The sequence below is a fragment of the Streptomyces sp. NPDC017095 genome, from assembly GCF_044332325.1.
In the GTDB taxonomy this organism is placed as follows: Bacteria; Actinomycetota; Actinomycetes; order Streptomycetales; family Streptomycetaceae; genus Streptomyces.
The window spans coordinates 430223-455961 of sequence record NZ_JBIROU010000006.1 but is presented as its reverse complement, the minus strand read 5'-3'; the positions used below and the strand labels follow the sequence as shown (position 1 = coordinate 455961).

At 72.2% G+C, this 25739-nt stretch carries 22 protein-coding genes and 3 pseudogenes; 4 read left to right on the top strand and 21 right to left on the bottom strand.

The annotated features are described in order from the left end of the window. Nucleotides 1-522: 522 nt before the first annotated feature. Nucleotides 523-1677 (top strand): serine hydrolase domain-containing protein, encoded by a 1155-nt coding sequence (locus ACH4OA_RS15150; RefSeq protein ID WP_397969353.1) that lies wholly within the window; start codon nucleotides 523-525, stop codon nucleotides 1675-1677. A gap of 177 nt (nucleotides 1678-1854) precedes the next feature. Here the strand turns inward: ACH4OA_RS15150 and ACH4OA_RS15145 are convergent, their stop codons facing one another. From ACH4OA_RS15145 to ACH4OA_RS15060, 18 genes are all read right to left on the bottom strand, one after another. After that, complete coding sequence (locus ACH4OA_RS15145) at nucleotides 1855-4005, bottom strand: MMPL family transporter (RefSeq protein ID WP_397969352.1); 2151 nt, start codon at nucleotides 4003-4005, stop codon at nucleotides 1855-1857. 148 nt (nucleotides 4006-4153) lie between these two features. Beyond that, nucleotides 4154-4636 carry a MarR family winged helix-turn-helix transcriptional regulator gene (locus ACH4OA_RS15140; protein WP_397945639.1) on the bottom strand — a complete coding sequence of 161 codons (483 nt, stop codon included), beginning with the start codon at nucleotides 4634-4636 and terminating at the stop codon, nucleotides 4154-4156. A 473-nt stretch (nucleotides 4637-5109) separates the two neighbouring features. Continuing rightward, entirely contained in the window at nucleotides 5110-6348 is a 1239-nt protein-coding gene (locus tag ACH4OA_RS15135; RefSeq protein WP_397969350.1) for an acetyl-CoA carboxylase biotin carboxylase subunit family protein, read from the bottom strand. Then, a complete protein-coding gene (locus ACH4OA_RS15130; RefSeq protein WP_397936184.1) occupies nucleotides 6335-7219 on the bottom strand; it encodes a hypothetical protein in 885 nt (294 codons plus the stop codon). The genes ACH4OA_RS15135 and ACH4OA_RS15130 overlap by 14 nt, the downstream gene beginning before the upstream one ends. Next, complete coding sequence (locus tag ACH4OA_RS15125; RefSeq protein ID WP_397969349.1) at nucleotides 7216-7980, bottom strand: tyrosine-protein phosphatase; 765 nt, start codon at nucleotides 7978-7980, stop codon at nucleotides 7216-7218. The genes ACH4OA_RS15130 and ACH4OA_RS15125 overlap by 4 nt, the downstream gene beginning before the upstream one ends. 2 nt (nucleotides 7981-7982) lie before the next feature. After that, the gene (locus ACH4OA_RS15120) at nucleotides 7983-9338 is read right to left on the bottom strand and encodes a hypothetical protein (protein ID WP_397936182.1); all 1356 of its coding nucleotides are present in this window, start codon (nucleotides 9336-9338) and stop codon (nucleotides 7983-7985) included. Then, nucleotides 9335-10297 (bottom strand): ATP-binding cassette domain-containing protein, encoded by a 963-nt coding sequence (locus tag ACH4OA_RS15115; protein ID WP_397969347.1) that lies wholly within the window; start codon nucleotides 10295-10297, stop codon nucleotides 9335-9337. The genes ACH4OA_RS15120 and ACH4OA_RS15115 overlap by 4 nt, the downstream gene beginning before the upstream one ends. Further along, entirely contained in the window at nucleotides 10298-11101 is an 804-nt protein-coding gene (locus tag ACH4OA_RS15110) for an ABC transporter permease (protein WP_397936180.1), read from the bottom strand. It lies immediately after the preceding gene. A 3-nt stretch (nucleotides 11102-11104) separates the two neighbouring features. Further along, the gene (locus ACH4OA_RS15105) at nucleotides 11105-11929 is read right to left on the bottom strand and encodes an ABC transporter permease (RefSeq protein ID WP_397936179.1); all 825 of its coding nucleotides are present in this window, start codon (nucleotides 11927-11929) and stop codon (nucleotides 11105-11107) included. Continuing rightward, complete coding sequence (locus tag ACH4OA_RS15100) at nucleotides 11910-13496, bottom strand: hypothetical protein (RefSeq protein WP_397969346.1); 1587 nt, start codon at nucleotides 13494-13496, stop codon at nucleotides 11910-11912. Before ACH4OA_RS15100 ends, ACH4OA_RS15105 begins: the two co-directional genes overlap by 20 nt. After that, nucleotides 13486-14052, bottom strand: coding sequence for an adenylate kinase (locus ACH4OA_RS15095; protein ID WP_397936177.1), 567 nt, complete (start codon nucleotides 14050-14052; stop codon nucleotides 13486-13488). Before ACH4OA_RS15095 ends, ACH4OA_RS15100 begins: the two co-directional genes overlap by 11 nt. Nucleotide 14053: 1 nt before the next feature. Next, nucleotides 14054-14719 (bottom strand): 2OG-Fe(II) oxygenase, encoded by a 666-nt coding sequence (locus ACH4OA_RS15090; RefSeq protein WP_397969344.1) that lies wholly within the window; start codon nucleotides 14717-14719, stop codon nucleotides 14054-14056. A 1-nt stretch (nucleotide 14720) separates the two neighbouring features. Beyond that, the gene (locus tag ACH4OA_RS15085; RefSeq protein ID WP_397969343.1) at nucleotides 14721-15839 is read right to left on the bottom strand and encodes an aminotransferase class I/II-fold pyridoxal phosphate-dependent enzyme; all 1119 of its coding nucleotides are present in this window, start codon (nucleotides 15837-15839) and stop codon (nucleotides 14721-14723) included. Then, a complete protein-coding gene (locus ACH4OA_RS15080) occupies nucleotides 15836-17200 on the bottom strand; it encodes a B12-binding domain-containing radical SAM protein (RefSeq protein WP_397969341.1) in 1365 nt (454 codons plus the stop codon). Before ACH4OA_RS15080 ends, ACH4OA_RS15085 begins: the two co-directional genes overlap by 4 nt. Nucleotides 17201-17205: 5 nt before the next feature. Continuing rightward, on the bottom strand, nucleotides 17206-18390 hold the full coding sequence (locus ACH4OA_RS15075; RefSeq protein ID WP_397969339.1) for a DegT/DnrJ/EryC1/StrS family aminotransferase: 1185 nt from the start codon (nucleotides 18388-18390) through the stop codon (nucleotides 17206-17208). A 34-nt stretch (nucleotides 18391-18424) separates the two neighbouring features. Beyond that, complete coding sequence (locus ACH4OA_RS15070) at nucleotides 18425-19297, bottom strand: DUF6071 family protein (protein WP_397969337.1); 873 nt, start codon at nucleotides 19295-19297, stop codon at nucleotides 18425-18427. A gap of 24 nt (nucleotides 19298-19321) precedes the next feature. Then, nucleotides 19322-20791: a carbamoyltransferase gene (locus ACH4OA_RS15065; protein WP_397936169.1), complete on the bottom strand. Its 1470-nt coding sequence runs from the start codon at nucleotides 20789-20791 to the stop codon at nucleotides 19322-19324. 138 nt (nucleotides 20792-20929) lie between these two features. Next, complete coding sequence (locus tag ACH4OA_RS15060) at nucleotides 20930-21460, bottom strand: GrpB family protein (protein ID WP_397969336.1); 531 nt, start codon at nucleotides 21458-21460, stop codon at nucleotides 20930-20932. Nucleotides 21461-21774: 314 nt separating this feature from the next. Here ACH4OA_RS15060 and ACH4OA_RS15055 point away from each other — a divergent pair, with 314 nt between their 5' ends. Continuing rightward, the gene (locus ACH4OA_RS15055) at nucleotides 21775-22860 is read left to right on the top strand and encodes an FAD-dependent oxidoreductase (RefSeq protein ID WP_397936167.1); all 1086 of its coding nucleotides are present in this window, start codon (nucleotides 21775-21777) and stop codon (nucleotides 22858-22860) included. 5 nt (nucleotides 22861-22865) lie between these two features. Here ACH4OA_RS15055 and ACH4OA_RS15050 read toward each other — a convergent pair. Together ACH4OA_RS15050 and ACH4OA_RS15045 are read right to left on the bottom strand one after the other, a co-directional pair. Continuing rightward, nucleotides 22866-23036 (bottom strand): annotated as a pseudogene (locus ACH4OA_RS15050) (transcriptional regulator); the annotation flags it as partial. Nucleotides 23037-23224: 188 nt separating this feature from the next. Beyond that, on the bottom strand, nucleotides 23225-23707 hold the full coding sequence (locus tag ACH4OA_RS15045) for a hypothetical protein (RefSeq protein WP_397936164.1): 483 nt from the start codon (nucleotides 23705-23707) through the stop codon (nucleotides 23225-23227). A 123-nt stretch (nucleotides 23708-23830) separates the two neighbouring features. Here ACH4OA_RS15045 and ACH4OA_RS15040 point away from each other — a divergent pair. Both ACH4OA_RS15040 and ACH4OA_RS15035 read left to right on the top strand, forming a co-directional pair. Further along, nucleotides 23831-24099: pseudogene (locus tag ACH4OA_RS15040) on the top strand (hypothetical protein). Between the two features lie 40 nt (nucleotides 24100-24139). Beyond that, nucleotides 24140-24407 (top strand): annotated as a pseudogene (locus ACH4OA_RS15035) (DUF317 domain-containing protein); the annotation flags it as partial. 286 nt (nucleotides 24408-24693) lie between these two features. Here ACH4OA_RS15035 and ACH4OA_RS15030 read toward each other — a convergent pair. Then, a complete protein-coding gene (locus ACH4OA_RS15030) occupies nucleotides 24694-25521 on the bottom strand; it encodes a class I SAM-dependent methyltransferase (protein WP_397969335.1) in 828 nt (275 codons plus the stop codon). Between the last annotated feature and the right edge of the window lie 218 nt (nucleotides 25522-25739).

Sequence of the window (25739 nt, the reverse complement as noted above, 5' to 3'; positions counted from 1 at the left end):
AGGTGGCCCTGTCACACCCACCCGGCCGGGAGGGACAACCGTTGTCCGGAGGCCCCGGCGCGGCTGCCTCCCACGACTGGGTTCGATGGCGAGGAAGAGCCGAACGGCTGGGTTCGCTGTCAAACGACCCGGTTGAATGACAGAGGACAGTTCGCCGGGGGCAGACAAGAAAGATCCCGGAAGGACTGGCCAACGGGCGCAGGGCATGTCAACCCCGGAGGGGTCTAGTGGCGCTGCGGCTATTCGTGCCGCCGCCGCGGCCGGCCCGGCACGCCGCGTAGCGGTGACGCTGACCTGCGGCACCGGGGGATAGCCCTACTTGCAAGCAGGTGGTTGGCGGTATCCCGGGCCCGGACCTCGAACGAAATACTGAGCCCGGTTCGGCAGTCACCCATCGAGCGGGAGCTTTCTTTGTACGAGGACGCGCATACAGCAGACGGGGCACGTCCGTCCGAGCGGGGGAACCGCAGGCGCGGTGAGCGCCTGCTCCGGGTCGCCGCCGTCGGGGCACTCGCGGCGGCGGTGATCACCGCCGACCTCACCCTGCCGGCGTCGGCCGCGGGCACCAAGGCCGTGCCGGCCGCGCGGGGCGGACACGGGGCCACTCAGGCGGCCTTGGATTCGGTGGTGCGCGAAGGGCCGCCTGGTGGTGTCGCTCTCGCCGAGCAGGGGGACACCACCTGGGCGGGACGTGCGGGCACCGCGGATCTGACGACCGGACGGAAGCCGCGCACCGATGACCGCTTCCGGATCGGCTCGATCACCAAGACGTTCGTGGCCACGGTGATGCTCCAGCTGGAGGCCGAAGGAAAACTGAGCCTGGCCGACACCGTGGACGACTGGCTGCCGGGCCTCGTGGCGGGAAACGGCAACCATGGCAGCGAGATCACACTTGTGCAGCTCCTCAACCACACCAGTGGTGTCTACAGCTACACCGACGACGAGACATTCAAAAGAAAGGAGTTCAGCACCGACTTCCTCAAGCACCGCTACGAGACCTGGACGCCCCGCCAGATCGTCCGGCTCGCCATGACCCACCGGCCCACCTTCGCCCCCGGCCACGGCTGGAGCTACTCCGACACCAATTACGTCATTGCGTCCATGGTGATCCAGGAGGCCACCGGCCACACCTACGCCCACGAGGTCGAGCAGCGTATATTGCGCCCCCTGCGACTGGACTCCACCCGTGTGCCGGGCACCAGCGTCCGCGTCCCCGGGCCGAGCGGGCGCGCCTACTCGAAGCTGACCGGGGAACTCGCCGGACCCGGGGAGCCGAACGGCGCGACCTACGACGTCACCGAACTCAACCCGTCCTTCGCGGGCGCCGCCGGAGAGATGATCTCCGACAACCGCGATCTCAACCGGTTCTACCGGGCCTTGCTCTCCGGCCGGCTCCTGGAGAAGCCCGAGCTGGAGAAGATGATGACGACCGTGGCGGTCGATGACGTGCCGAACTTCTCCTACGGCCTGGGACTGATGAAGATGACGTTGTCGTGCGGCACCGAGGTGTGGGGGCACAACGGCGGCATCCAGGGCTCCGTCTCGGAGACGATGGCAACGGCGGACGGCGATCACGTGCTGTCGCTCAACTTCAACGGCGACTGGAACGTCCATGAACAGCGGGTTGTCGACGCCGAGTTCTGCGGCTCCGGAGGTACTGCCGGACACCGCCGGTGACATCACCCTCGCTCGCGTACGCCGCGAGGGCGTGAGCGGCCTGCTTCGCCAGTGCGGCGAGCGGGGAGCACCGGCCCTTCTTCGTCGCGCGCAGTCGCTCCGCGACGATCTCGGTATACCGATCTGGCGCCGCGCCGTATCGGAGAAACGGGCGGCGCGCCGCCCGGAGCGCGGCCGTCAGGAGCCGTCCTGCCGCCGCAGGACGGCTCGGGACCGCCGTTCCGGTGCCGTCGAGCGGCCCTCCGGCTCCCCGCGACGGTGCGGCTCCCCGGTTCCGGGCCGGGTGGGCCACCACACGCGGTCCCCGGCGTCCCGCACGAGTGCCGGGACCAGCAGCGAGCGCACCACCAGGGTGTCCAGCAGCACGCCGAAGGCGACGATGAAGGCGATCTGCACCAGGAAGGCGAGAGGAATCACGCCGAGCGCCGCGAAGGTGGCGGCGAGCACCACACCGGCAGAGGTGATGACCCCGCCGGTGGTGACGAGTCCGCGCCGAACGCCTTCAGGGGTGCCGTGCCGCAAGGTCTCCTCGCGGACCCGGGACATCAGGAAGATGTTGTAGTCGACGCCGAGGGCGACCAGGAAGACGAACCCATACAACGGCACGGACGCATCGGTGCCGCTGAAGCCGAACAGGTCACGGAAGACCCACGCTGCCACGCCGAGGGTCGCGGTGAAGTTGAGGGCGACGGTGAGCACCAGCAGGACGGGCACGGCGAGGGAGCGCAGCAGCAGCACGAGGATGGCCAGGATGACGACGAGCACCACCGGGACGATGACGGTCCGGTCGCGTTCGGCCGCGCGCAGGGTGTCGTACTGCTGCGCGGTGTAGCCGCCGACGAGGGCGTCCGCGCCGGGCATCGCGTGCAGCGCGGTGCGCAGCCGGGCCACGGTGTCGCGGGCGGCCTGGGCATCGGGCGGCGCGTTCGTGGTCGCCTCGAAGCCGACCCGGCCGTCCACCGTGCGCGGACCGGCCGCCGGGCGGCCCTGGGCTCCGGTCGCGGTCACCGCCGCGATGCCGGCGGTGCCGCGCAGGGTGCGCTCCACGCGGTCGGCGGAGGCGGCGTCGGCGAGAACCACCACAGGAGTGCCCGCGCCGGCCGGGAAGTGCCGGGCCAGGGTCTGCTGGGCGGTGACGGACGGCACGTGCCGGACGAACGTCTCGTCCAGCGGCACACCCCGCGAGTCCAGGGTGAGCGCCCCGGCGGAGCAGGCGAGCAGTCCGGTCAGGGCGAGCGCCCACACCCGCCGCGGCGCCCGGTCGACCAGGCGCGCGACGCGCTGCCACAGCCCGGTGGTGCCGGCCTCGCCCGCGGGCCTGGCCGGCCAGTAGGCGCGGCGGCCGAGGACGGCCAGGACCGCCGGCAGGAAGGAGAGCGCGCTCAGGGCGGCGCAGGCGATCCCGACGGCGCCGACCGGCCCGAGGGCCCGGGTGTTGGTGAGATCGCTCAGCAGCAGGGCGATCAGACCGAGGGCGACGGTGCCGGCGCTGGCGAGGACGGCCGGGGCCGAGCGGCGCAGGGCGGCGCGTGCGGCGGTGTGACGGTCCCGTCCGGCGGCCAGTTCCTCCCGGCAACGGGCAGTGACCAGCAGCGCGTAGTCCGTCGCGGCGCCGATGACGAGGATGGACAGGATGCCCTGCACCTGCCCGTCGACGCGCACCAGACCGTGGTCGGCCAGGGCGTAGACGACGGCGCACGCCAGCCCGAGGGCGAACACCGCGCCGCTGATGACGACGAGCGGCAGCAGCAGGGACCGGTAGGCCAGGAGCAGGATGACCAGGACGGCTGCCAGGGCGACCGCGAGCAGCACCCCGTCGATGCCGGAGAAGGCGTCCGCCAGGTCGGCCCGGGTGGCCGCCGGTCCGCCCAACTGCACCCGGGTACCGGGCACCGTTTCGGCCGCCGCCCGCACCCGTTGCAGTGTGGGTGCGAGCCGGTCGCCCAGATCGGGGCTCAACGGCACCACGGCCCGCAGGGCGGCGCGGTCCTTCGAGGGGAGAGCCGGGGAGGCGGGTCCGGCCGTCCCGGTCGTGCCGGCGAGCGCGGCCATCGCCGCGGTGGCCGACCGCTGCTGCCCGCTGACGGCACCCCCGCCGTCGCCGGTCCACACCACGATGACCGGCAGTGTCTCGCGCTGCTGGAAGGCGGCCTGCTCGCGCAGGACGCGAGTGGACTCCGCGCTGCGGGGCAGGAAGGCGGCCTGGTCGTTGGTGGCTACTTCACCGAGCCGTCCGGCGAAGGGCCCCAGAAGCGCCCCGACCACCAGCCACACGGCGATCAGGGCGAACGGGACGAGCCTGCGGGCCCGGCGGTGCGGGGGCGTCATGGGACTCCTCGGGACGAACGGCGGATGAAAACTCGACCATGAAGAATCTCAATGGTTGAGTTATATGGAGGTACCTCTCCCTCACTGCTTCTTGCCGCGCCGGTGATCCGGATGCGGGCGCCGCCGTATCCGGGCGCCGGACGGCGCCTCAGCGGTCGGCGGGCTCCCCGGGTACCTGGGCCAGGGCGTCGTTCAGCGCGGTCAGGAACCGCAGGGCCACGGTCATCTCGTGGGCGTCGAAGTCCGCGCCGGCCCGGCGCAAGGCGTTGGCGAGGGGGCGGAAGTGGGTACGGGCGGCGGCGCGGGCGTCGTCGGCGTAGTGGAGGTGGACCACGCGGCGGTCGGTGTCCTCGCGCACCCGGCGGACATGACCGGCGCGCTCCAGCCGGTCGACGCAGGCGGTGACCGCGCCGGAGGTGAGGCCGAGCATGGCACGCAGCCTGGTGGGGGTCATCGGCTCGGGAGCGTCGAGGATGGCGGCCAGCGCCTGCACGTCGGTGGCGTGCAGGTTCTGCCGGGCCGCGTACTGCTGGATGACCCGGCCGACCTCACCGTGCATGCGGCGCAACTGCACCGCGAAGGCGGACAGGTCGCCCGGGAAGGCGGGCAGGTCACCGGGTCCGGCGGCCACGGTGCGCCGGTCACGGGCGGCAGGGGGCGCTTCCTCGGCGGCCCCTCCGCGCCGCCGCGTCGGGCTGCCCCCGCTGGTCTCCGTGTTCACCGGCGCATCGTACCGGGGCACTCGCGGGCTACGGCCGGCCGCACCCGTATATCGAGTGCCTCGCGGTCGCCCGTGTCTGACTGGCAGGCTCCGCGAAACGCCTCTTGGACGGATGCGCTCGGCCCTCAGAAGCGGTGCCCTCGTAACGTTCCAGATCGCCGCCGTCGTCCTTCGAGATCATCAGGCACCGATCGAGGAGCGCCACGTCGTCGGCGACGAACTCCGGGTCCGCCGGCGCCCAGGCTTCCAGGAGGTCCGGGAGACGCTCGGCGAACCGACCGGTCTCCCTGCCCGCCGGCCACTTGTCCGTTCCCTCCGCGTCGGCCGTCCGCAGGTGCTCGGTGTAGCTCCTGCGGCGGGTCGGTGCGGTTCGCCCGTGCCGGCTACCCGGGATCGCCTTGGAGGATCTGGTCCGTCCGGTGGTGGAACCAGGCGGTGAGGTCCTGGGCGCGTTGTGTCACCTGGGTTTCGTCGGTGCCGGTGAGCACGGCGCGGAAGACGGCGAAGGAGACGGGTCTGCCGGTGCGGGCGCCGCGGGTCCGGCGTTCGCGTTCCACGGTGACGACACCGGGGCGGGCGAGGATCTCCCGGGTGGCCGGCGCCTGGTCGACGACTCCGGGGGCGGCGGAGAGGCGGATGAAGCCGAAGGCGTCGTCGCTGGGGGGCGTGCGGGGCGGTGGGGCCGGCCGGGCGAGGAGCGCCGCCGCCCACTGCTGGTGCAGGTCGACCCCGAGTTTGCGGCGGACCACCTCGTCGATGCGGCCACCGGCGACCCGGCCCGCGCACTCGCCGAAGACCAGGGAGCCGTCGGGTTGTTCGAACGCCTCCAGGTGGAAGACACCGTCGCGGTGCCCGAGGGCGGCCAGGGCGCGCGCGGTCAGCGATCGGCCGTGCCGGTACAGGCCCGGGGCGCGGCGGGGATCGGCGACGACGGATCCCATCGGCGCGCCGTTGTGGGTGGTGAGCACGTTCCCGAGGTACCGGGAGACCGCGAGTGCCGTCACCTCGCCGCCGCGCACCACACCGTCCAGGTGGACCTCGGCTCCGGGGACGAACTCCTCGACCTGCCAGGGTCCGTCGTGCCCGGCGCGGTACGTCCAGGTACGGGCGTGGGCACGGGAGTCCAGCCGCTCGGTGCCCAGACTCGCCTCGCCGCCCGGCGACTTGACGACGACCGGGAAGCGCAACGGCACCAGGGGGACGTCGACCGCCGACGCGGCCACGGCGGACGCGGCCGTGGGGATGCCGGCCGCGCGGATCAGGCGTTTCTGGACGGCCTTGTCACGCAGCGCGAGGGCGCTGTCGAGCGGCGGTGCCGCGGCTTTGCCGAGCGCGCCCAGCACGGCGGCGGCGACCACCCGGGTCTCCTGGGACGGGGCCACGGCGGCGTAGTCGTGCGGTGCGTGGCCGGACCGTGCGAGCCCCGCGAGGACGGCCTCGGTGTCGGCGGAGTCGGTGACGACCACGGTCTCCGCGATCAGCCCGCTGTCCCGGGCGGCAGCCGCCTCGGAGGGCTCGGCCGCGCAGGTCACGCGGGCGCCGAGGCCGGCGAGCGCCGCAGCGGCCCGTCCCGCGTTCCAGCCCAGCAGCAGCACCCGCGCGGCGTCCTCAGGCGGCGCCATGCCGGGCCCTCGCCGCGGTCTCGTAGGCCAGCAGCAGTTCGTCGGTGACGAAGTCGCGTACGTGGTAGTGGAAGGGCGCGCCGATGCGGATGCCGTCGATCCGCAGCCGTAGCCGGTCGTCGAAGTGGTGGCTGACGTAGGGCCGCCACTCGCGGGCCGTCTCCGGTACCCCCGGCCAGCCTTGGACGCATGCCTTCATGTGGACGAAGTGGGGTGTGCCGGGGCGGGGGCCGCCGGCGATGTCTTCGAGGCCGTTGTCCCGCAGGGCCAGCAGGAGGGCGGAGTCGGAGGAGAAGGGCACGTCGGGGCGGCCGAAGTGGCGTGCGCAGGTGCCCGCCCAGTCCGCCAGGTATCCCGACATGGTGGCGAACAGCCGCTCGGCGACCGGGCCTTGCCGGAAGTAGAAGAAGCCGTTGTGCAGGTCGGGCAGGCCGATCCGGTACAGCTCCGTGCGCAGCGGGTTGCCGACGACCGGATCGCCCCGGTAGGTGACCGCGGTGCCGCCGACGATGTCCGCCGCCGCCATCACGTCCCACCAGGGGGAGACGTCGTCGAAGAAGAGCGTGTCGGCGTCGACCGTCACGGTCTCCGCGTAGGGGGTCAGGTCGTACATGCGCACGTAGTTGTCGACCCGCCAGCTCTTGTCGACGAACTCCGGGCGGACGTCCGGGATCGCGATGACGTGGTCGAAGACGTCCCGGTAGTGCGGCGGGAGGTGTTGTGATTCCGGCACGATGACGCTGAGGGCGGTGACGGCGGACTGGGTGAGGCGCAGGGAGAGGGCGAGACAGTAGGCCATGCGCAGGTAGTCGGAGCCGGTGTGGTTGAAGGCGTGGGTGAGATAGCCGCGTCCGGTGCGTGGTGGGGTCACGTCGACTCCTGGTGGTGGGCGGTCATGGGTGGGACGCCGAGAACGACGCTGCGTGCCCGGCGCAGGGTGTCCGGTCGCAGTCCGTGGGCCGTCAACAGGCGGCGGACGGAACCGTGCTGGCGCTCCAGGTCGGACAGGAGGGTGCGCAGGGTGTGCCCCGGGGTGGTGGTGCGTGCGGCGAGTTCACGGGGTGCCAGGTCGCGTGCCCAGGGCAGTTGCCGTGCGGTGGCCGGGTCCCGGCGGTAGAGCCGGCCGGTGAGGGCGTGGTCGCGGGCGAGGTCGGCGAGGCGTATCCCCAGGGCGCGCAGGGCGAGCGCGCACACCACGGAGGTGCGGTCCTTCCCGGCGGAGCAGCACACCAGCAGCGGCAGCCGCTCGGGTTGGGCGAGGAGGCCGACCAGTTCGGCGGCGGTGGCGGCGGCGGGCAGCGCCAGCCGGTGGTAGTAGGCGAGGTAGTGGGAGGGCTGGGGGGTGCCGGCCGTTCTGAGCACGGACCGGTCGGCCACCAGCGGCCGGGAGAGCACGGTGACCTCCCGGGGCGGGCATGTCTCGGCCCGCTCGTGGCGGTCGCGCAGGTCGAGGACGACGCGCAGGGCCGCGTGGTCGGCGAGCGGCCCGATGGCGGCGCCGGCGCCCCGGTACAGCAGACCCGGTCTGAGGCGCAGTCCGGTGCTGTCGCGCAGGCCCGCAAGGTCACGGGTGTTGGGCGCCCCGGGTACGACGCGGGGTCCCGGCGCGGGGTGGTCTGGTGGGCCGTCCATGGTCAGGCCTCCGTGATGTCGGCGCCGAGCCGCCGTAGCTGGCCGGTCAGGTCGGCGTAGCCGCGGGCCAGGTGGCTCATGCCGGCGAGGTGGGTGACGCCGGGTACGTGGAGCGCGGCGAGCAGCAGTACGGCGGCGGCCCTGAGGTCCCCGGCGGTCAGCCGGCGGCCGGGGACCGCGGCCGACCAGGGTCCGTGGACGCGGAGCGAGGCGTCGCGGGCGTCGAGTTTGACGCCCAGTTCGGCGAGTTGGTCCGCGTACCCGAAGCGGCTGGCCCACACGGTCTCCCGGATCTTGGAGACACCCTCGGCGAAGCCGGCCAGCAGGGCGAGGAACGGCTGGCTGTCGCTGAACACACCGTCGGCGGAGACCACCACGTCCACCGGTGCCAGCGGCAGGGCGGCGGGGCCGGCGGTGAGGGTGTCGGTGCCGGTCCGCAAGGGGATGCCGAGGGTGCGCAGCACGTGGAGTTCGGGGGCGAGGGCGCGCAGCGCGCGGTCCATGCCGGCTCCGGTGATGGTGATGCCCTCCGGGCTGAGGAGGGAGGCGCAACACCAGGTGACCACCTCGATGAGGTCGGGCGGCAGGGTGATCGCCGACGGCGCGGTGGGCAGGTCGGGCACCCCGTGGATCACCAGCCGTCCGTGGGCCGGTTCCTCGATGGCGACGCCGGCCTGGCGCAGCAGCGCGACCATGTCGAGGACGTCGGGCTTGCCGTAGACGTGATCGAGCACGGTGCTGCCGTCGGCCACGGCCGCGGCGAGGACGGCCACCTTGGTGGCGCCGGAGTGGTAGGGGCCGCTTCCGTAGTGGGTCCAGTAGTCGGCGAGGTCGAGGGCGCAGGCGCGTAACCGGCTCGCCCGTACCGTGAACCCGCCGTCGGCGAGGGTCTGTCCGCGCGCGCCGAACCTGCCGAGTACGTCCACGTAATGGGAGACCGGGCGCCGGCCGTCGGTGCCGTCGCCGATGCGGCAGCCGCCGGTGCCGGGCATGGTGACGGAGCCGAAGCGGGCCAGCAGCATCGGCGCCAGGTAGACCGAGCCGTGGATGGCCGCGCTCAGCCGCGGGTCCAGGGTGCTGGTGGTGATGGCGGACGGGTCCAGGGTGAGCGTCGTTCCGGTGAGCCTCGCGGAGCCGCCCAGCCGCTCGACGAGTGCGGCCAGCGTCCCGGTCTCGGCGATCGGCGGGCAGTTGCCGATGCGTGCCGTGCCCTGGCCCAGGCACGCCGCGGCCACCGTGGTGACCAGGGAGTGCTTGAATCCGCCGGTGGTGACCGAGCCGTGCAGGGGGCGCCCGCCGCGCACCGTCAGCCGGTCGGCGGTGCGGACGGGGGTGGGGTGTCGGTGGTCGTGGCTCATCGGTGCTCCGTCTCGTGCAGTGCCCGGACCAGGTCTTCGACGTCGGGCTCGTTGATGGTGAGGTCGACGATGCGGGCCTGTTTGGTGATCTCCACGATGAGCCTGTCCGGTGACAGGTCCCGGCTGGAGAAGCTCAGCCACTGGCGGGGTCCGTCGACCTTGGCGACGCTGGCGCCGGGTACCCGCAGCGGCGGGCGTGCCTCGGCCAGGTCGACCACGAGGGTGCGGGTCAGACCGTGTGCCACCAACAGCCTGCTGATGGAGTCGTCGCAGATCAGCCTGCCCTTGGAGAGCAGGATCAGCCGGGAGCACATGCGCTCCAGATCGGCCATGTCGTGGGTGGTCAGCACGATGGTGACCCCCTGTTCGCGGTTGAGCGCGGTGAGGAATCCGCGGATGCGCTCCTTGGCGATGACGTCGAGTCCGACGGTGGGCTCGTCGAGGAAGAGCACGTCCGGGAAGTGGAGTACGCAGGCGGCGAGTTCGCCGCGGATCCGCTGGCCGAGGCTGAGCTGTCGTACCGGTACCGGCAGCAGGGCGGCGAGGTCGAGTACGTCGACGAGTTCGGCGAGGCGTCGACGGTAGCCGGTGGCGTCGACCCGGTAGATGTACCGCAGTTGCTCGAAGGAGTCCCGCAGCGGCAGGTCCCACCACAGTTGGACGCGTTGGGCGGACATGGTGCCGATGCGGTGGGCGGTCTTCGCCCGTTCGCCGAACGGATCGTGGCCGAGTACCCGGATGCGGCCGGTGGTGGGGGCCAGTACGCCGGTGAGCAGCTTGATGGAGGTGGACTTGCCCGCGCCGTTGGCGCCGAGGTAGCCGACGAACTCCCCGGCGGGGACGGAGAAGCTGAGGTCGTCCACCGCGGTCACCGCACCGCGTTTCCGGCGGAACGCGCTCGTCCTGGTGCGCACCGTGAAGGTGCGGGTGACATGGCGCATCTCGATGGCGTCGGCCACTCAGCCTCCTGTGCTCCGGTAGCGCCGGACGGACGTGCGCCACACGATCGCCGCGGCGACGGCGGTCACGGCGGCGACCACGGGTGTGGCAAGCCGGACGGCGCCGGGCAGCCCCGCCGCGTCCGGCTTGCCGAGGACCCAGCACACCGGCAGGTACGACACGAACCCGATGGGCAGGACGAAGAGGACGAACGACCTCAGCCAGGCCGTGTAGACGTCGAGCGGATACTGGATGAGGAAGCTGGTGCCCGCGGAGAAGACACCGACGAGGCCCTCGGCGCCGTCGACCCAGAACGCGGCGGAGGCGGCCATGGTCCACAGCGACCCCATGATGACCGCCCCGCCGGCCACCGCCGAGGCCAGCACCAGCAGCTTGCCGGGGGTCCACTGCGCCGGGGGGAACCGGATCATCACCACGGTGAGGACGACCGCCGCCTGGAGCAGGCGTCCCGCGCGGCGCAGCAGGAAGTCCGCCGCGAGCAGGTGCACGAAGGTCGGCCCCGGCCGGATGAGCAGGGTGTCGAACGAGCCGTCCCGGACCATCGCCGGAAGCTGGTCGAGGCTGCCCAGCACGATGTCGCACAGGGCGTAGGAGAGCGACGAGACGGCGTAGAGCAGTGCCACCTGGCCGGCGGTCCAGCCGCCCAGCCGGGTGATGTCGCCGAAGAGGATGACGATCGCGGCGAAGTCCAGGGCGGTGAAGGCGAAGTTGCCGGCGAGTGAGAGGGCGAAGCTGGTGCGGTACTGCATCTGGGACCGCACCTGTACGCCCGCCAGTCTGAGGAAGAGCCTGATGGTGGTCACGGTTCAGCCGCCCTGCACGACGACGCGGCGGCGGGCGACGGCGAGCAGCCACCGTCCGGCGGCCAGCAGGAACAGCGCCCACCCGGCCTGCCCGGCCAGCGCCCCGGCGGTGCCGGCGCCCTTGTCGTGTCCGGTGAAGACGTCCACGGGCACCTGGACGATGGAGGGGAACGGGGTGGCGGCGGCCAGCGTCCGCAGCCAGCCGGGGAAGAAGCCGGTCGGCATGACGAAGCCGGACAGCAGGTTGACCAGGATGACCGCGATCAGCGCCACCCCCCGGTAGTCCAGCAGCCAGAACGAGGACAGGCTGTACAGGAAGCGGAACAGCGTGCTCACCACGACCGCGAGGCCGACGCTGGTGAGGAACGCCAGCCAGGTCAGCGGGTCCGCCGGTCCGGTCAGCCCGAAGAAGGCCCAGCCGACCAGTATCGGCGGCACACCGCGGTGGAGCAGGTGGTACCAGGCGCGGCCCAGGTCGGCGGCGAGGTACGCGGATTGCAGGTGCACCGGCCGGACCAGGTCGGCCACGATCTGCCCGGTGCGCACGCGGGTGGCCAGTTCGGAGTCGCCGTAGACGCGGACCACGGTCATCAGTCCCTGCACCAGCCATACGTAGGTGACGGCCTGGGCGACGTGGTAGCCGCCGATCCGCCGCGGGCCGGCGTACACGCCGTGCATGACGGCGGTGCGGACCACGCCGAACAGCACGGTGGTGCCGAGGCCGATCAGGGACGCCTTGGCGTAGACGGCGTAACGCCGGTATCCGTAGCGGGCCAGGACGGCGTGGGCGCGCAGGCGCGCGGCGGGGCTATCCGTGGGTGCGCTCATATGCCTTGACGGTGGCGCGTCGGAAGAACCGGTGGATCTCGTTCCTGGTCGCCCGTCCGGCGACGATGGCGTCGACGGCCTCGCCGAAGGTCTGCCGCCGGTCGGGCAGCGCCATGTCGTCGGCCGGGTCGACGAGGTGCCCGGCGTGTGCGGCGAACTCGGCGTTGCCGCGCAGCCAGCGCTCGATCGGCTTGTGTTCGTTGGTCGTCGGGACGGCGACGCGGGAGGGGGCGAGGCGTGGCTGCCGGCGTGCCAGGAGGGTGTCGTAGAAGCGGTTGCCGACGCGCCAGGCGTTGGGCAGGTCCAGGGCGCACTCGAACACGTCGATGTCTTCGAAGACCGAGTGATGGGGGATCTTCCCGAGGGTGTGGAACAGCCCGCACTGTTTGACGGACATGCTCATGCTGTGGAAGTTGAAGCCGCGCCGGCGCTGGACGGACGAGCCCCCGAGGGCGGCCAGTTCCTCGGTGATGTCGGTGACGATCCGCTCGGTGGCGGTCGGCTCCGGTGGTTCCTTGGCGAGTTCGCGGAGCAGGTCGGCGGCGATGGTGCGGTCGTCCTGCGGGCCGTCCTCGGGCTGGTGTCCCTTGTCGCTCAGCAGGTGGTCGCCGAGCCGGCCGGAGAGCAGGGCGCCGGAGCCGGCCACCAGGGTGTCGCGTCCGGGGAGGTATTTGCACCATTCCAGGTCGGCCAGCGGCTGGTGGCGCAGTGCGCGCTCGAAATACCGGGAGAGTTCGCCGTGGTGTCCGGTGAACTCCAGTGGCACGTCCCAGACATGGGCGACGTGTTCGGCCGCGCGGGCCGCGGTGCTGTCGCGTTCGCCGAAGAAGTAGCCGGTCAGTTCCATGCCCGCGGCGAGGCAGGCGGCGCCGGTGACCCGGGAGTCGTGTCCGCCGCTGATGCCGAGGAGCGCGGGTCGGTGGCGTTCGGTGTGCGCCGCGATCCGCCGTCCGGCCTGCGTGATCAGGTGCCAGCACCGGTCCACGGCCTCGTCGAAGTCGCGTGCCGTCGGCTCGAAGTGGTACCGCCAGCTGCGTTCTCTGCGCACCGTGCCGCCGTCGAACGTCAGCAGGGTGCCCGGAGGGAGGCGCCGGACCCCTCGGGCGAACGTGCGGCCGTTCACCGTGGCCCCGAGCACCCGGAACGCGTCGGCCGCGTGTTCGTCCAGGCGTCGGGCCGAGGCGGGGATCCGGGGCAGCAGCGCGGCGAAGTCGTCACCGACGGCGACGCGGCGCACCGCGCGGTCCGGTCCGTCGATCCAGGCGTAGAGGTCGGCCACGCCCAAGTGGTCGTTGAACGCCAGCAGTCGGGTGCCGCCGGGGGTGGAGCGCAGGTACGCGCCTGCGTACCGGCCCTTCACCGCGGACCAGTCGGCCGTGGTTCCCGCGTCGGCGGCGGCGCGCAGCATCCGCAACAGGCGCGGCGGGGTCATGCCGCCGTCGGGGTGGAGCACGCCGTCGAGGACGAGCAGGTCGTGGCCGTCACGGCCGAGGAGGGTGGCCCGGTCGTCGGTCACCACCCGCACGCCCGGCAGGCCGTGGGTGTCGGCGTCTTCGTCACTGACCACTGAGAACATCGCTCCCCCTGACGTCGTCACGGCGGGCGGGGGACGTCTTCCGTACCGCCGCGAGGTATGCCTCGGCCTCGGCCGGTGTACGCAGCCGTACCACGGTGCCCTCGAACCGGGCGAGCATGCGGCGTTCCTGTTCGCGACGGGTGCGGAAGTCCAGCAGCACCTTCATCGCGGGGTGCCGGCGGCTCAGCAGGCCGCGCCAGGTCTCGCGGTTGCCTGCCCACAGGACCTCCCCGGTGAGCAGGCGGTGCGCGGTGCGGCGCAGGACGCGGCCGAGCACCACGCGTCGGGGAAGCGCCAGCCAGATCGCGGTGTCGGCGGCGGTCCACAGCCCGGGCAGCACGTCCGGGTAGGCGGTCGAGTCGGCGATCCAGCCGTCGGTCGCGGTGAGCGCGGCGACGTCGTCGGCGAAGGAGGGCCGTACGCCCCAGCGGGGGCCGTGCCGCAGCGCGTCGAGTTCGACGTGGCGCAGGCCCAGGTGGTGTGCGAGCGCCCCGGCCAGGGTCGACTTGCCGGCGCCGCAGATCCCGACCACGAGTACGTTGCGCATCTCACCCCCGTCCCGGGCCGGTGGCCGCGTCGTGAGGCCGGGCGAAGTGCACCAGGAGGGTCTTGCGGTCCTGGGATCCGGCGCCGGTGACCGGGGGGACGGCGTGCCAGGCACGGTCGGTGCGGACCATGAGCACGGAGTTGCCGGCGAGGGGGAAGACCTCGTCGCTCCAGTCGTCGATGTCGGCGGAGCGCAGCACCCGCAGCGAGCCGGACCACTCCGGGCGCCAGGCGGGGTTGAGGTAGAACAGATGGGTCACCACCTTGTCCGGGCGGTCGACGTGGGGTTCGATCCAGCAGTTCTCCGCGTAGCGGACGAGCCGGATGTCCAGGACGGTCCCGGTCAGGTCGGCCCCGGTCGCGGCGGTGACGGCGGCGCGGTAGGCGGGGCCGGTCAGTTCGCTGAGAAGGGTCCGCCAGCGCGGGGAGAGAGTGGCGATGTTGTCCTGGTCGGGTGTCCCGAACCTGACGAGCTGGTAGTTGTACGACCGGTAGCGTTTGCCGCCCGGTGCGGCGGCTTCGCGGGCGTCGTAGTGGAAGCCCTCAACGGGGAACTCCTCGGCCAGCGCGTTCTGTTGGCCGGCGAAGCTGTCGTGGAGCACGGCGTGCGGATAGGGCTCCGTGGACAGCGGTGCGGAGCCGATGGCCGCGAGGTTGAGCAGGGGCATATCAACTCCTCGTGCGGGCGGGGAGGGCGGCCAGGACGTCGGTCACCCGGCGCACGGCGGATCTGCTGGGGGTGGCGATGCGCAACCCGCCGGAGAAACCGGGCACGTCACGCAGCAGCCGGGTACGGATGCCGCCTTCCAGCAGTGCCGCGTACGCGCGCTCGGCGTCGTCGGGTCCGGCGTCGAAGGCCACGAAGTTCGCCTGGGTGGGCCGCGCCGACCAGCCCGGCAGTGTCTCCTCGACGGCGCGGGCCAGCTCCGTCCGGGCCGTGCGCACCTCGGCCCGCGCCGAGCGGAACACCTCGGGCTCGGCGAGGGCGCGTTCCAGCAGCGCCAGGCTGAGGTGCGACAGCATGCCGTCCGGTGACCACCTTGCCAGGTAGTCGATGATCGGCTCGGGTGCCAGCACCGCGCCGATCCGGGCGCCGGCGAGGCCGTGGCTCTTGGAGAAGCTGTTGATCCGCACGGCGTTGTCCCAGGCCGGAAGCTCCCGCACGGTGGACTCCCCGTCCCGCGCGTAGGCGAGGTAGCAGGTGTCGACCACCAGGACGCTGCCGTGCCGGTGGGCGGCGGCGACCGCCCGGGTGAGCTGCGCGCGGGTGTACGACTGGCCGGTGATGCTGTCGGGCTGGCTGATCACCAGCACCGCCGGCGGCCCGGACCGCAGCCGCTCGATCAGCGGGTCGACGTCCATCGGGGCCCGGTGCGGCATGTCGACGCCGTCGAGGCGGAAGCCGAAGCGTACGGCGCAGGTGCTCCAGCTGTCGAAGTGCGGCCGGGCGACGACCAGGCGTCCGGCCGGGGCGGCGAGCGCCTCGGCCACCAGGTGGATGGCGTGGTCGGAGCCCGGGGTGAGCAGGGCCCGCGCCGGATCCTGGCCGAAGTGCGCGGCGACCGCGTCGCGGGCCGGGCCGGTCAGCGGGTATTGGACGACGGTGGCGGGGTCGAGGCGGCCGAGCTGGTCGGCGTACCACCGCTCCACGGCGGGGTGCAGCAGCTCGCAGCTCTTGAGGTTGAGCTGGCCGGGTACGTGGTCGCGGCGGCGGGGCCGCAGGGTCCGCATGGCGGGCGTCGTGGGGAACCACTCCGCCAGCGGGCGGTCCGGGGCGGGTGGCGTCATGACCGGGTGCCCGCCGTCGAGCCGGCTTCGCGCCGCTCCGGGACCAGTTCACCGACCCGGGTCACGTGGCGTTCCCGGCCGAAGACGATGTCGTAGGCCCGCTGCCGCTCGGTCGGGTCGGGGACAGCGCCCTCGGGGAGGATCTGCCGGTTGTGCAGCGAGATGGTGTCGGCGGTCATCCCCGGGCGCAGCAGTTCGTGCGGGCTGTACATGGTGGGCCGGACGCGTCCGCCCAGGGCCCGGACCCGGGCGACGGCGGCTTCCGCGTCCGCGACGGTGGTGCCCGGCAGTCCGACGATCACGAAGCAGTTCAGCTCGATCCCGGCCCGTTCACACCAGGCGGCGAGCGCCTCGACGTCGTCCTCGCCCTTGCGTTTCAGCCGGGGCAGGGCCGGGTGCCCGGACTCGGCCAGGGTCTCCACGCCCACGCTGACGCGGACGCATCCGCTGCGTCCCATCAGCGCCACCAGGTCCTCGTCCAGGTGGTGCACGGTGGTCGCGCACTTCCACGGGTAGCGGGCGCCGCGTTCCACCAGGCGCTCGCAGAGCCGGGTGGTCCAGGACCGGTCGAGGGTGAACGTCGGCGCGTAGAAGGCCACGTACTCGAACGGGAGCGTGGCGAAGGACTCCTCGATGTACGCCACCACCTGCTCGACCGAGGCACGCCGGTCGGGCCGGCCGAAGACCGCGGGGACCTCGCAGTAGGCGCAGCCGACCGGACAGCCCCGCGCCGCCGGGACGACCAGCTCGCGGCGGCCGGGGATGCCGCAGAACTTGTTGCGGTCGTCCCGGTACAGCCAGTCGTAGGCGTCGTAGGGGATCTCGGAGACGTCGGGCATCACCCAGTCCTCGGCGGTGAGTACGGCGCCGGGCGCGGCGGGCGGGGTCCACTCGCTGTCCGTGCGCAGCCACACCCCGGGCACGGTGCCGGGACGTGGCGGGCCGCCGTCACCGACGGCGCGGACGAACGCCGCCACCGCGGGCTCGTAGTCGCCCGGGCCGACGATGGCGTCGAGGTCGAAGTCGGTGAACAGCTCCGGGCGCAGGCCGCTGAGCCGGCCGAACGTCACCAGACGTGCCTTCGGGGCCAGTTGCCTCGCGTAGGTGGTGAAGCGGGTCAGCCCGTCCACCCCGTCGAGGTCGTTGCTGATCGCCACCACGTCGTAGCCGCCCTGGTGGAGGCGGTCCCCGACCTCCTTCCAGGTGAGGGATTCCACGGAGGCGTCGAGGGTGTCGACCTGGCCGACGTCGGGCAGGCGGCGCAGGTAGCCGGCCACGCTGTAGAGGAGGTTGTGGTGTCCGGCGTTGAAGTAGCTGAGGATCTGGGGCGGCCAGATCACGAGGACGCGCAGGGCGGGCATGGCCGTCAGTTCCTTGCTGTCGCGGGCGGTCGGGGCTGGTCGGCGGGGGCGGTGGTGGTGTTCCGTTCGACCGTGCGCAGCGCCGCGCGGACGGCTCGGACCACCGTGTCGAGTTCCTCGTCGGTGATGCCGGGGAACAGGGGGAGGGATAGGCACTGCCGCGCCAGTGCCTCGGTCTCCGGCAGTCCGCCGGGCGGCGTACGGAGGGCACTGAACGGCCGCAGTTGGTGCACCGCCCGCGGGTAGTGGACGCGGGTGTCGACGCCGTGTCCGGCCAACTCGGCGCGCAGAGCGTCCCGTTGCGGGTGGCGGACCACGTACAGGTGGTGGGCGTGTCCGGCGGCGGGGGACGTGGTGGGCAGGGTGAGGCCGGTGTCGCGCAGGGATCCGCGGTAGCGGTCTGCGGCCCGCCGCCTCAGCCGGGTCCAGTGGTCGAGGTGGGGCAGCTTGGCGGCGAGCACGGCGGCCTGGAGGGTGTCCATCCGCCAGTTGTGGCCCGCCGTCACCACCTCGCCGTCCTCCCGGCCGTGGTCGCACAAGCTCCGGGCGCGCCGGGCGAGTTGCGGGTCGTCGGTGACGAGCGCTCCGGCGTCCCCGAAGGCACCGAGGTTCTTCGACGGGTAGAAGCTGAAGCAGGTCACGTCCGCGTAGGCCGCGACGGGCCGGCCGTCCCAGGTGGCTCCGTGCGCGTGGGAGGCGTCGGCGATCACCGGGATCCCGTGTCCGGCGCCGATCGCGGCCAGTTCGCGCGGATCGGCCGGGTGGCCGTAGAGGTGGACGGGGAGGATGGCCCGGGTGCGTGCCGTGACCGCCGCCCGCACCTGGTCCGGCCGGGCGGTGCCGGTGACCGGGTCGACGTCCACGAAGACCGGTGACGCGCCGGTGTGCGTGATCGCCTCCGCCGTGGCGACGAACGTGGCCGAGACGGTGACCACCTCGTCGCCGGGGCCGCAGCCGGCCGCGGCCAGCGCGCACTGCAACGCGCTGGTGCCCGAGGAGGTACCGACGCAGTGCGCGACGCCGTTGTACTCGGCGAACCGCCGCTCGAAGGAGTCGATCGCACGGCCCTGGACGAAGTCGCCCGCCGTGATCGCGTCGTCGACGGCGGCCCGCAGGGTGTCCATGGGCGCGATGCGTGCCAGGTCGTTGAAGGGGACCCGGCCACCGGCCGGCGTATCGGGCGTCGTCACAGGTGGCTCCTCCGGTCGCGGGGCCTGTCCGGGCTCAGGGGTAGATGTACGGGTCGGACCGGTCGGACCGCCGCAGTCGTGAGCGGGTGCGACGGGACCTGACGAACCGTCCGATGCGTTCGGCGCCCTTGCGGTCGTGGCGTCTGAGTGCCCGGACGCCGCCGAGCACGGGAAATCCGGCCGCGGTGAGCCGTTCGTGGCCGACGCTCTCCAGACCTGCGGGGTCGATCCGGCCGGCCAGTTCGGTGGCCCACAGCCGGTGCCCGGTCTCGTTGGGGTGCTGGACGTTGAGGGTGTGGGGCCGGCGGCGCAGGAACTCGGCCATGGTCGGTCCGGCCGGGTCGTGGCGGAGGAAGACCGGGCCGGTGAGGGTTTCCTGCACGCAGGTGCCCCGCAGGTGCCGGGGCAGCCCGGGGGTGACGATCGCGTCGAAGAAGACATGGGCGATGCCGTGCTGTTCCAGAAAGGCGTGGAGGGAGGCGACCTGGGTGGCGTACCGCTGCTCGGCCTCGTCCTGGCAGACGGCGGTCCTGCGGTAGGCCGTCACGAGCCGGTCCAGCGCGCGGATGTCGTACGCGTGGTGGGGCACGACCTGCCGGTAGTCCCCCGCGACGTGGAACTCGCGGCGGGCCGGGTGCGTCCACCCTACGGCGACCAGCAGCGCCCCGCGTGGCAGCCCCTCCTTCAGCCAGCGCGCGACGAAGTCGACCGTCGTGCGCAGGACGCGGTCGTTGGAGCCGCTGGGCATCGCGTCGTTGTACGTGCCGTCGGCGTCGAGCAGCGCGTGCAGCCGCCCCGGCCAGCTGTAGCGCCAGCGGTATTCGTGGTCCTGGCAGACCCCCGTGGCCGGGTCGTCGGCCAGTTCCGAACCGTAGGTCATGGAGCAGCCGTTGGCGTAGACGTACACCGTCCCACCGCCTTCCCGAGCGCGTCAGAAAACCGGGACCTGGTATTCGCGGGCGAAGTCCTGGGCGTCCTGCCAGGTGTTGACCAGTGGCCGGCCCCTGATGTTGAGGCTGGTGTTGAGCAGCATCGGGCAGCCGGTGCGCTGCTGGAAGAGCGAGATCACCTCGTGGAGCAGCGGGTTCTGCTCGCGCCGCAGGGTCTGCACCCGGCTGGTGCCGTCCACGTGGCACACCGCCGGGTAGGCGTCGGGCTCGCGGCAGGCCACCACGTACTGCATGTAAGGGGCCTCGCGCACCGGCATGTCGAAGAGCTTGTCGGCGTACTCGGCGAGGACGACCGGCGCGAACGGCCGGTAGCGCTGGCGGCGTTTGACGGCGTTGACGCGGTCCTTGGCGGCCGGGTCCCGCGGGTCGGCGAGGAGGCTGCGGTTGCCCAGGGCCCTGGGGCCGTACTCGGCACGCCCGTTGGCCAGTCCGACGGCCGATCCGGTGAGCAGGGCGTCGACGATGCGCGCGGGATCGGTACGGCGCCGGATGTCGTGTCCGAGGTAGGGCCCCTCCCACGGGATGAACCGGCGGGTGTGGGCGGCCAGCGCGCCCAGCGCGGAGCCGGCGTCCCCGGGGTTGGGCGGGATCCAGATGTCGTCGAAGAGGCCCATCGCCGCCAGCTTCCCGTTGAACAGGCAGTTCAGCGCGACGCCACCGGTGTAGACGAGGTTGGGGGACGGGATGGTGCGGGCGACCCAGCGGAAGAGGCCGGTGAGGAAGTCCTCCAGTACGGCCTGGGCGCTGCTGGCCAGGTCGGGGGCGTGGGTGAGTTCGGGATGCCATCGTGGGCCGAGGCCGCGGTGCAGACCGCGTTTGAGCGCGAAGTCCGGCGGCTCGCGGTCGGCCAGGAGTTCGTCCTGGAGGAGAGCGCGGTGGCGGGGCGTTCCGTACCCGGCCATGCCCATGAGGATGTATTCCTCCTCGTTGGGCTTGAGCCCGACGCGTTGGGTGAGGGCCGAGTAGAACAGGCCGAGGCTGTGCGGGTAGCGGACGGAACGTACTTTTCTCAGCCGGCGGCCACGGGCGTGCCAGACGGTCAGCGTGTCCCATTCCCCGATGGCGTCGACCACGACGACCGCGGCCTCGCGGAAGGGGGAGGTGAAATAGGCGCCGGCGGCGTGCGAACGATGGTGGGAGACGAAGTGCACCGGCTTTCCGCGTAACGCGGGAAAGCGCTGGAGATACCGTTCGGGACCCGGCCTGAGGGCCGCGGAGAGGTTTCCCGACCGCACCTGCCGGAGTCTTTTCAGCAAAGGGTGTTCGTAGTAGACGACGCCCTCGACATCGTCGACGTGACGCAGGGCGTCGTCCAGCAGCGCGCCGTTCAGGAGAGGGTCGTTCTTCTTACGGCTGTATCTCTCGCTGTGCGAAGCGAAAACGATCCGTCCGTCCCGGAGGACGGCCAGTCCCGCGTCGTGCGCGAGACAACTGACACCTAAGAGAGCCACACGCAAATTCCCATCGCCGGACTGCGTCTCTGGTGCTCTTCCGTCAGGCCCGTGTACGTGCCATTGAGGTGTACACGGAGCACGACTGTGTCCAGGCTAGGCGTTGCCGGCGGATCGGCACAGGCCCATTCTCGGACATCAGCCGCGGCCGGGCGGGCGGTGGGCCTCGGCCCGGGCCCGGGCGAGCGTGGCCGTGATGAAGGCGGTCTTCCCCTCGGTGTAGGCGGAACGGTCGTCGCGGTGGCGGAGCGCCAGGTCACGCTTGAGTTCGGCGTAGCGCCGCACGCTCTCCGGATGGGTGCGCAGGTAGTCGCGGAAAGCGAGGTGGCGGGCGAGTTCGGGGCTGTCGGCGGCGCAGACGTACAGATGGTGTTCCGGCGCGCCCTCGGGGGCGGAGAAAGCCTCTCGGCCGGTGATGCCGAGGTCTCCCTCGTGGAGGTATCCCAGGGGGCGCAAAGCGGCCACGACCTCGGCCAGATCCGCCCCGGCCGGGATGACCACGTCCATGTCGACAACGGGTTTGGCGGGCAGTCCGGGAACCGCCGTGCTGCCGATGTGCTCGACCCGCAGGACCAGTGGCCCCAGCCTGTCCTGAAGAGCGGCCGAAAGCTGCCGGAAAATCAGCGGCCAGCGCGGGTCGTACTCCACGATTTCGACCGGCTGGGGCATGCGGGCACCTTCCTCGACGACGTCGGTCCGGCGTTTTTCCGGAACGCTTCCGGATGGCCGGGAAAAGTCTTGTACCGCCTTGCTGTGCGCAGTCTACTCCTGCACAGTCGGCCGAATGATCCGGCCCGTACCCCGCCGGGCTCCCGTGCCGAAGCCGCGCCATCGCGGCAGACATCGTTTCCGGGGAGCCGTTTCCGGGGCATCGTTTCCTGGGCACCGATTTCCGGGGCACATTCTTCCGGGCGGTATGCCCGCGCCGGGGCGGATACCGCGGTACCGCGGATACCGCTTCACCACGGATTCGGAGGAGCGTCTTGGAGGCAGAGCGCGTCGCGGTGGTAGGCGGAGGGATATTCGGCTCGACGGCGGCGGTGGAGCTGTCCCGGATGGGGTGTTCGGTGGTGCTCTTCGAACGCGCCGCCACGTTGCTGTCGTCGGCGAGCCGGGCCAACCAGCGTCGGCTGCACCGCGGTTACCACTACCCACGGGGAATGGACACCGTCGCCGCGGTGATGCGTGCCTTCGGTGCCTTCAAGGCCGAGTACGGCGCCGCCATCCACCACGGATCGGCCCACTACGTGGCCATCGCCAGGAGGAACAGCCTGGTGTCGGCGGAGCGGTACCTCGCCTTCTGCGACGGTGTCGGTCTGCCGTACCGCGAGGAGTACCCGCCGTTCCTGCGGCGGTCCGCGGTGGAGCTGTCGGTGCGCATCTCGGAGGCGCACATCGACGTCGACGAGCTGCGCCGGCTGTGTGCGGCGAAGCTGGCCGCCTCGGGCGTCGAGGTACGGCTGGGGACGCGGGCGGACCGGCGTTCCCTGCGGGGGTTCGACCAGGTGGTGCTGGCCACCTACTCCGCCATCAACGACATCCACCCGGGGCCGGTGTCCGCCCTGCCGGAGTACCAGTTCGAAGTCTGCGAGAAGCCGCTGGTCGAGCTTCCGCCGATGTACCTCGGTCACAGCCTGGTCGTGATGGACGGCCCCTTCATGTGCCTGGACCAGGTCGCCGGCACCCGCGACTTCCTGCTCGGGAACGTCGATCACGCCATCCACGCGACGACGGTCGGGCCGTACCCCCTCGTCCCCGGACCGCTCATGCGCTACGTCAACTCCGGCTTGATACGCCGCCCGACGGTGACCCGCTTCCCCGCCTTCCAGCGTTTCGCCCACGAGTTCGTGACCGGCTTCGGCGAGGCGCACCACCTGGGCTCCTACTTCACCGTACGGGCGGTCCTGCCGCATGTGGAGTCCACCGACGACCGCCCTACCCTGGTGCGGCGGCTCGACGAACGCACCGTCGCGCTGTTCGGCGGGAAGATCGCCACGTGTGTGGCCTCCGCCCGGCAGGTCGCCGGGCTCCTGCGGGAGGACCCCGTTCCGTCCCTCCGGGGCCGCTGAGCCGTTCAGCCGCGGTCCGGGTTGTGCGGCGCGGAACGGGTCCGGGTGGCGTGGACGGAGCCGAGCAGACGGAGGGTGTGGGCGCTGCCGCTGCCGGGTTCCGCGTGGTGGATGACGAGTTGCTGGCCCGGAGTCTCCCGTGCGTCGAACGCCTGGTCGTCGAGGGCAAGGACTCCTCCCGGCGTCACCGCAGACGCTGGTGCTCTGTGCCGCCGCGGCGCCGCCGGTAGACTGCGCATGGTTGCCCGGACGACACCGCTGCGCGCGGCCGACCGGCGTGAGACCGCCCGGCGCCTGACGCCCGGCGGGCCGGCACACCCGTGGCACGGCCACCGCCTCAGAGGTCGCACGCGGGGGCGGTGGGTCAGTCTCGTTCGGACCGGGCGCGCTTCTGGCGTTGATGCGCGCTCCAGTCGGTCGGCGGGTACGTCGCCTGCGGTGCTGCGAGGGCCACCTCGATCGCGATCGTGGTCTCCGTGTCGAAGAAGCCGAGGTCTCGGACCAGCTCCATCGCCCCGACGGTGGCTTCGCCGAGCGGACGTGCCATGCGGTCCGCGCCGGAGGGGAAGGACACCGGGTTCCGTGCCAGTGCGAGCGCCCGGTCGGCTCGGTCGCCGAGGCCGAGGACGCAGTAGCCGGCGGCCATGACCACCTGTTCGAGTGCCGTGGACATCGCGCGGGCAAGGTCCGTGACGCCGTGCAGCGTCTGTGCGGGGCTGCCCGCGATGGCGTCGTACGGGGTCGGACCGTGCTGTTGTTGCAGGTGTCTGCGCTCGGTCTCCAGCAGCGAATGTGCCTCCTCCAGCGCATGGGCGACACGCGCCAGCTCGGTCAGGTCATGGGACATCCCGCTTCCTTCCTGTCGACTGGCCCGACTGTAGGAGTGATTGTCTCGGTCGTGGAGGCTGTCCCACATATTCGGCCGGATGGAGTGATCGGCGGTCGCACCGTGGATGCAGGGGTGAGAGCGATGCGTGACTCTTCGCCCCGCCGGATCTCCGCTGACCGCGACGCTCCCGTCCGGCAGGCGATCAATCCTTCTTCCCGGCGGAGCACCGGCTCGACCAGGTCGTCCCGTCCACGGACATGACCGGGCGGACGGTCGTCTACCTCGCTGAGGGGCGCGATGAGCACAGCCGGCTCGGTGTCCTGCCGCCCGAGGTCGCCGTGACACCGGCCTGGCAGTCTCCCGTCCAGCCACCGCGTCGACCCCGCCGCACCGCACGCGGCGGCCAGTAGTTCCCCTCACCCCTGGAGGCGCCCCTGAACCGCGGCTTCCTTGGTGCGCAGCACTGTCCTGCACCTCAGCCCCGACACCCTCCGGGTGGGGCCAGTGGGTCCTGGCGGGCGAGCCGTTCCTGCTCGGGGACCGGACCTGCCGATCGCCTGGCACGTATCCGCACGCTCGGACGCGAGCAGTTCACTCGCGCATCGCGCAGTGGTCCGCGTCCTTCGCCCCCGGCGTCCCCGGGGAGGCCGTCGCCGACTTCCCCGTCGCGCTCGACGCACGGAAGCATCCCACCGCACCGTCCGGCGGCTACGAGCTCCGCCGTCTGACAGCCCAGGCGGATGCGGGCGGCGCGCAGGTGGCCGGGCCGGGAACCCGCAGGACGCGTTCCTCGACGCCGCGCGCGCTGCCGGGCGACGGGTCCTGGCCATCGACGGCGGCGGACTGCTGGCACGCGGCTACGGAGCCCTCGGCGCACCGCGGACCGTGGACGCCGCGCTGGAGCTGACCGTCAGTGGCATCAAGCGCATCGCCGCCGCCGGCCCGCTCGCGATCCCCGTGCTGAACCTGGCCCGCTCCCAGGTCAAGTCCCGTCCGGACCAGGCTCAACGAACGGCCAGGAGGCCGTACAGAAGGGGGATGCGCGGTTCGGGCAGCCGCCACCAGCCGGAGTCCGTACGGACCATCCGCGGCCAGCGCGGCCAGGGAAGCTCGTCGCTCTCCCGTAGTCGGCGGATGTCCATGCCCGCGTCCGTCAGCGCGTTCACGACCTCTCCTATTCCGTGCGTCCACTCGTAACTGTCCGTGGCGCCCTCGACGGCCGGGCCGTCGGTGTAGGTGTAGGTGGCATCCCGGTGCACCGGACCGGAGCCTCCCAGGTAGTCGTGGCGCAGCAGCAGCTCCGGTCCCTCACCCGGACCCGGTTTCGGGCCCAGCGCGTTGAGCAGCGGGTGGAACTCCACGACGTACAACTGCCCGCCCGGCCGCAGAAGCCCGGCCACGACATCCGCCCACCGGTCGAGGTCGGGCAGATAGCACAGGGCGCCCTTGCCGGTGTAGACGACGTCGAACCGCCGGCCTTCGAGTGCCGCCACGGCGTCGTACACGTTGGCCTGGACGTAGGTGACGTCGAGGCCCGACTTCGCGGCGAGGTCCCGCGCGGCCGTCACGGACGCCGCCGAGAAATCCAGGCCGACCGCCCGGGCTCCACGCCGGGCGAAGGCGAGTGTCTCCGTGCCGAGGTGGCACTGGAGGTGCAGCACGTCCCGGCCGGACAACTCGCCGAGGTCCTCCCACTCATACGCGGCGAACCAGCGCTCCGGATGCAGGTCCTCGTCCAGGCCGTAGAACCGGCTGGTGACGTGGACCGGAGTGCGGGCGTCCCAGTTCGCCTGGTTGGCGCGCATCAGCCGCGCGTGCTCGGCGGAGGTCATGAGGACATCCAACCGCGCCCGGCCACGCGCGGGGGAGGAAAACCGGAAAAGTGCCGTGCCAGGTGTCGATTCAGCCGGTTCCCGTTCGCCGGTGGGGGTGTAGGAAGCTGCTGAGGTCCATGCGACGCCCAGCCACCCGACGACTCGGGAGGCGGGCCGTCAGGGTCCACGAGAACGGGTGCGTCCCACGGGGCGGTTCGCGCGTCAGGCAGCACACC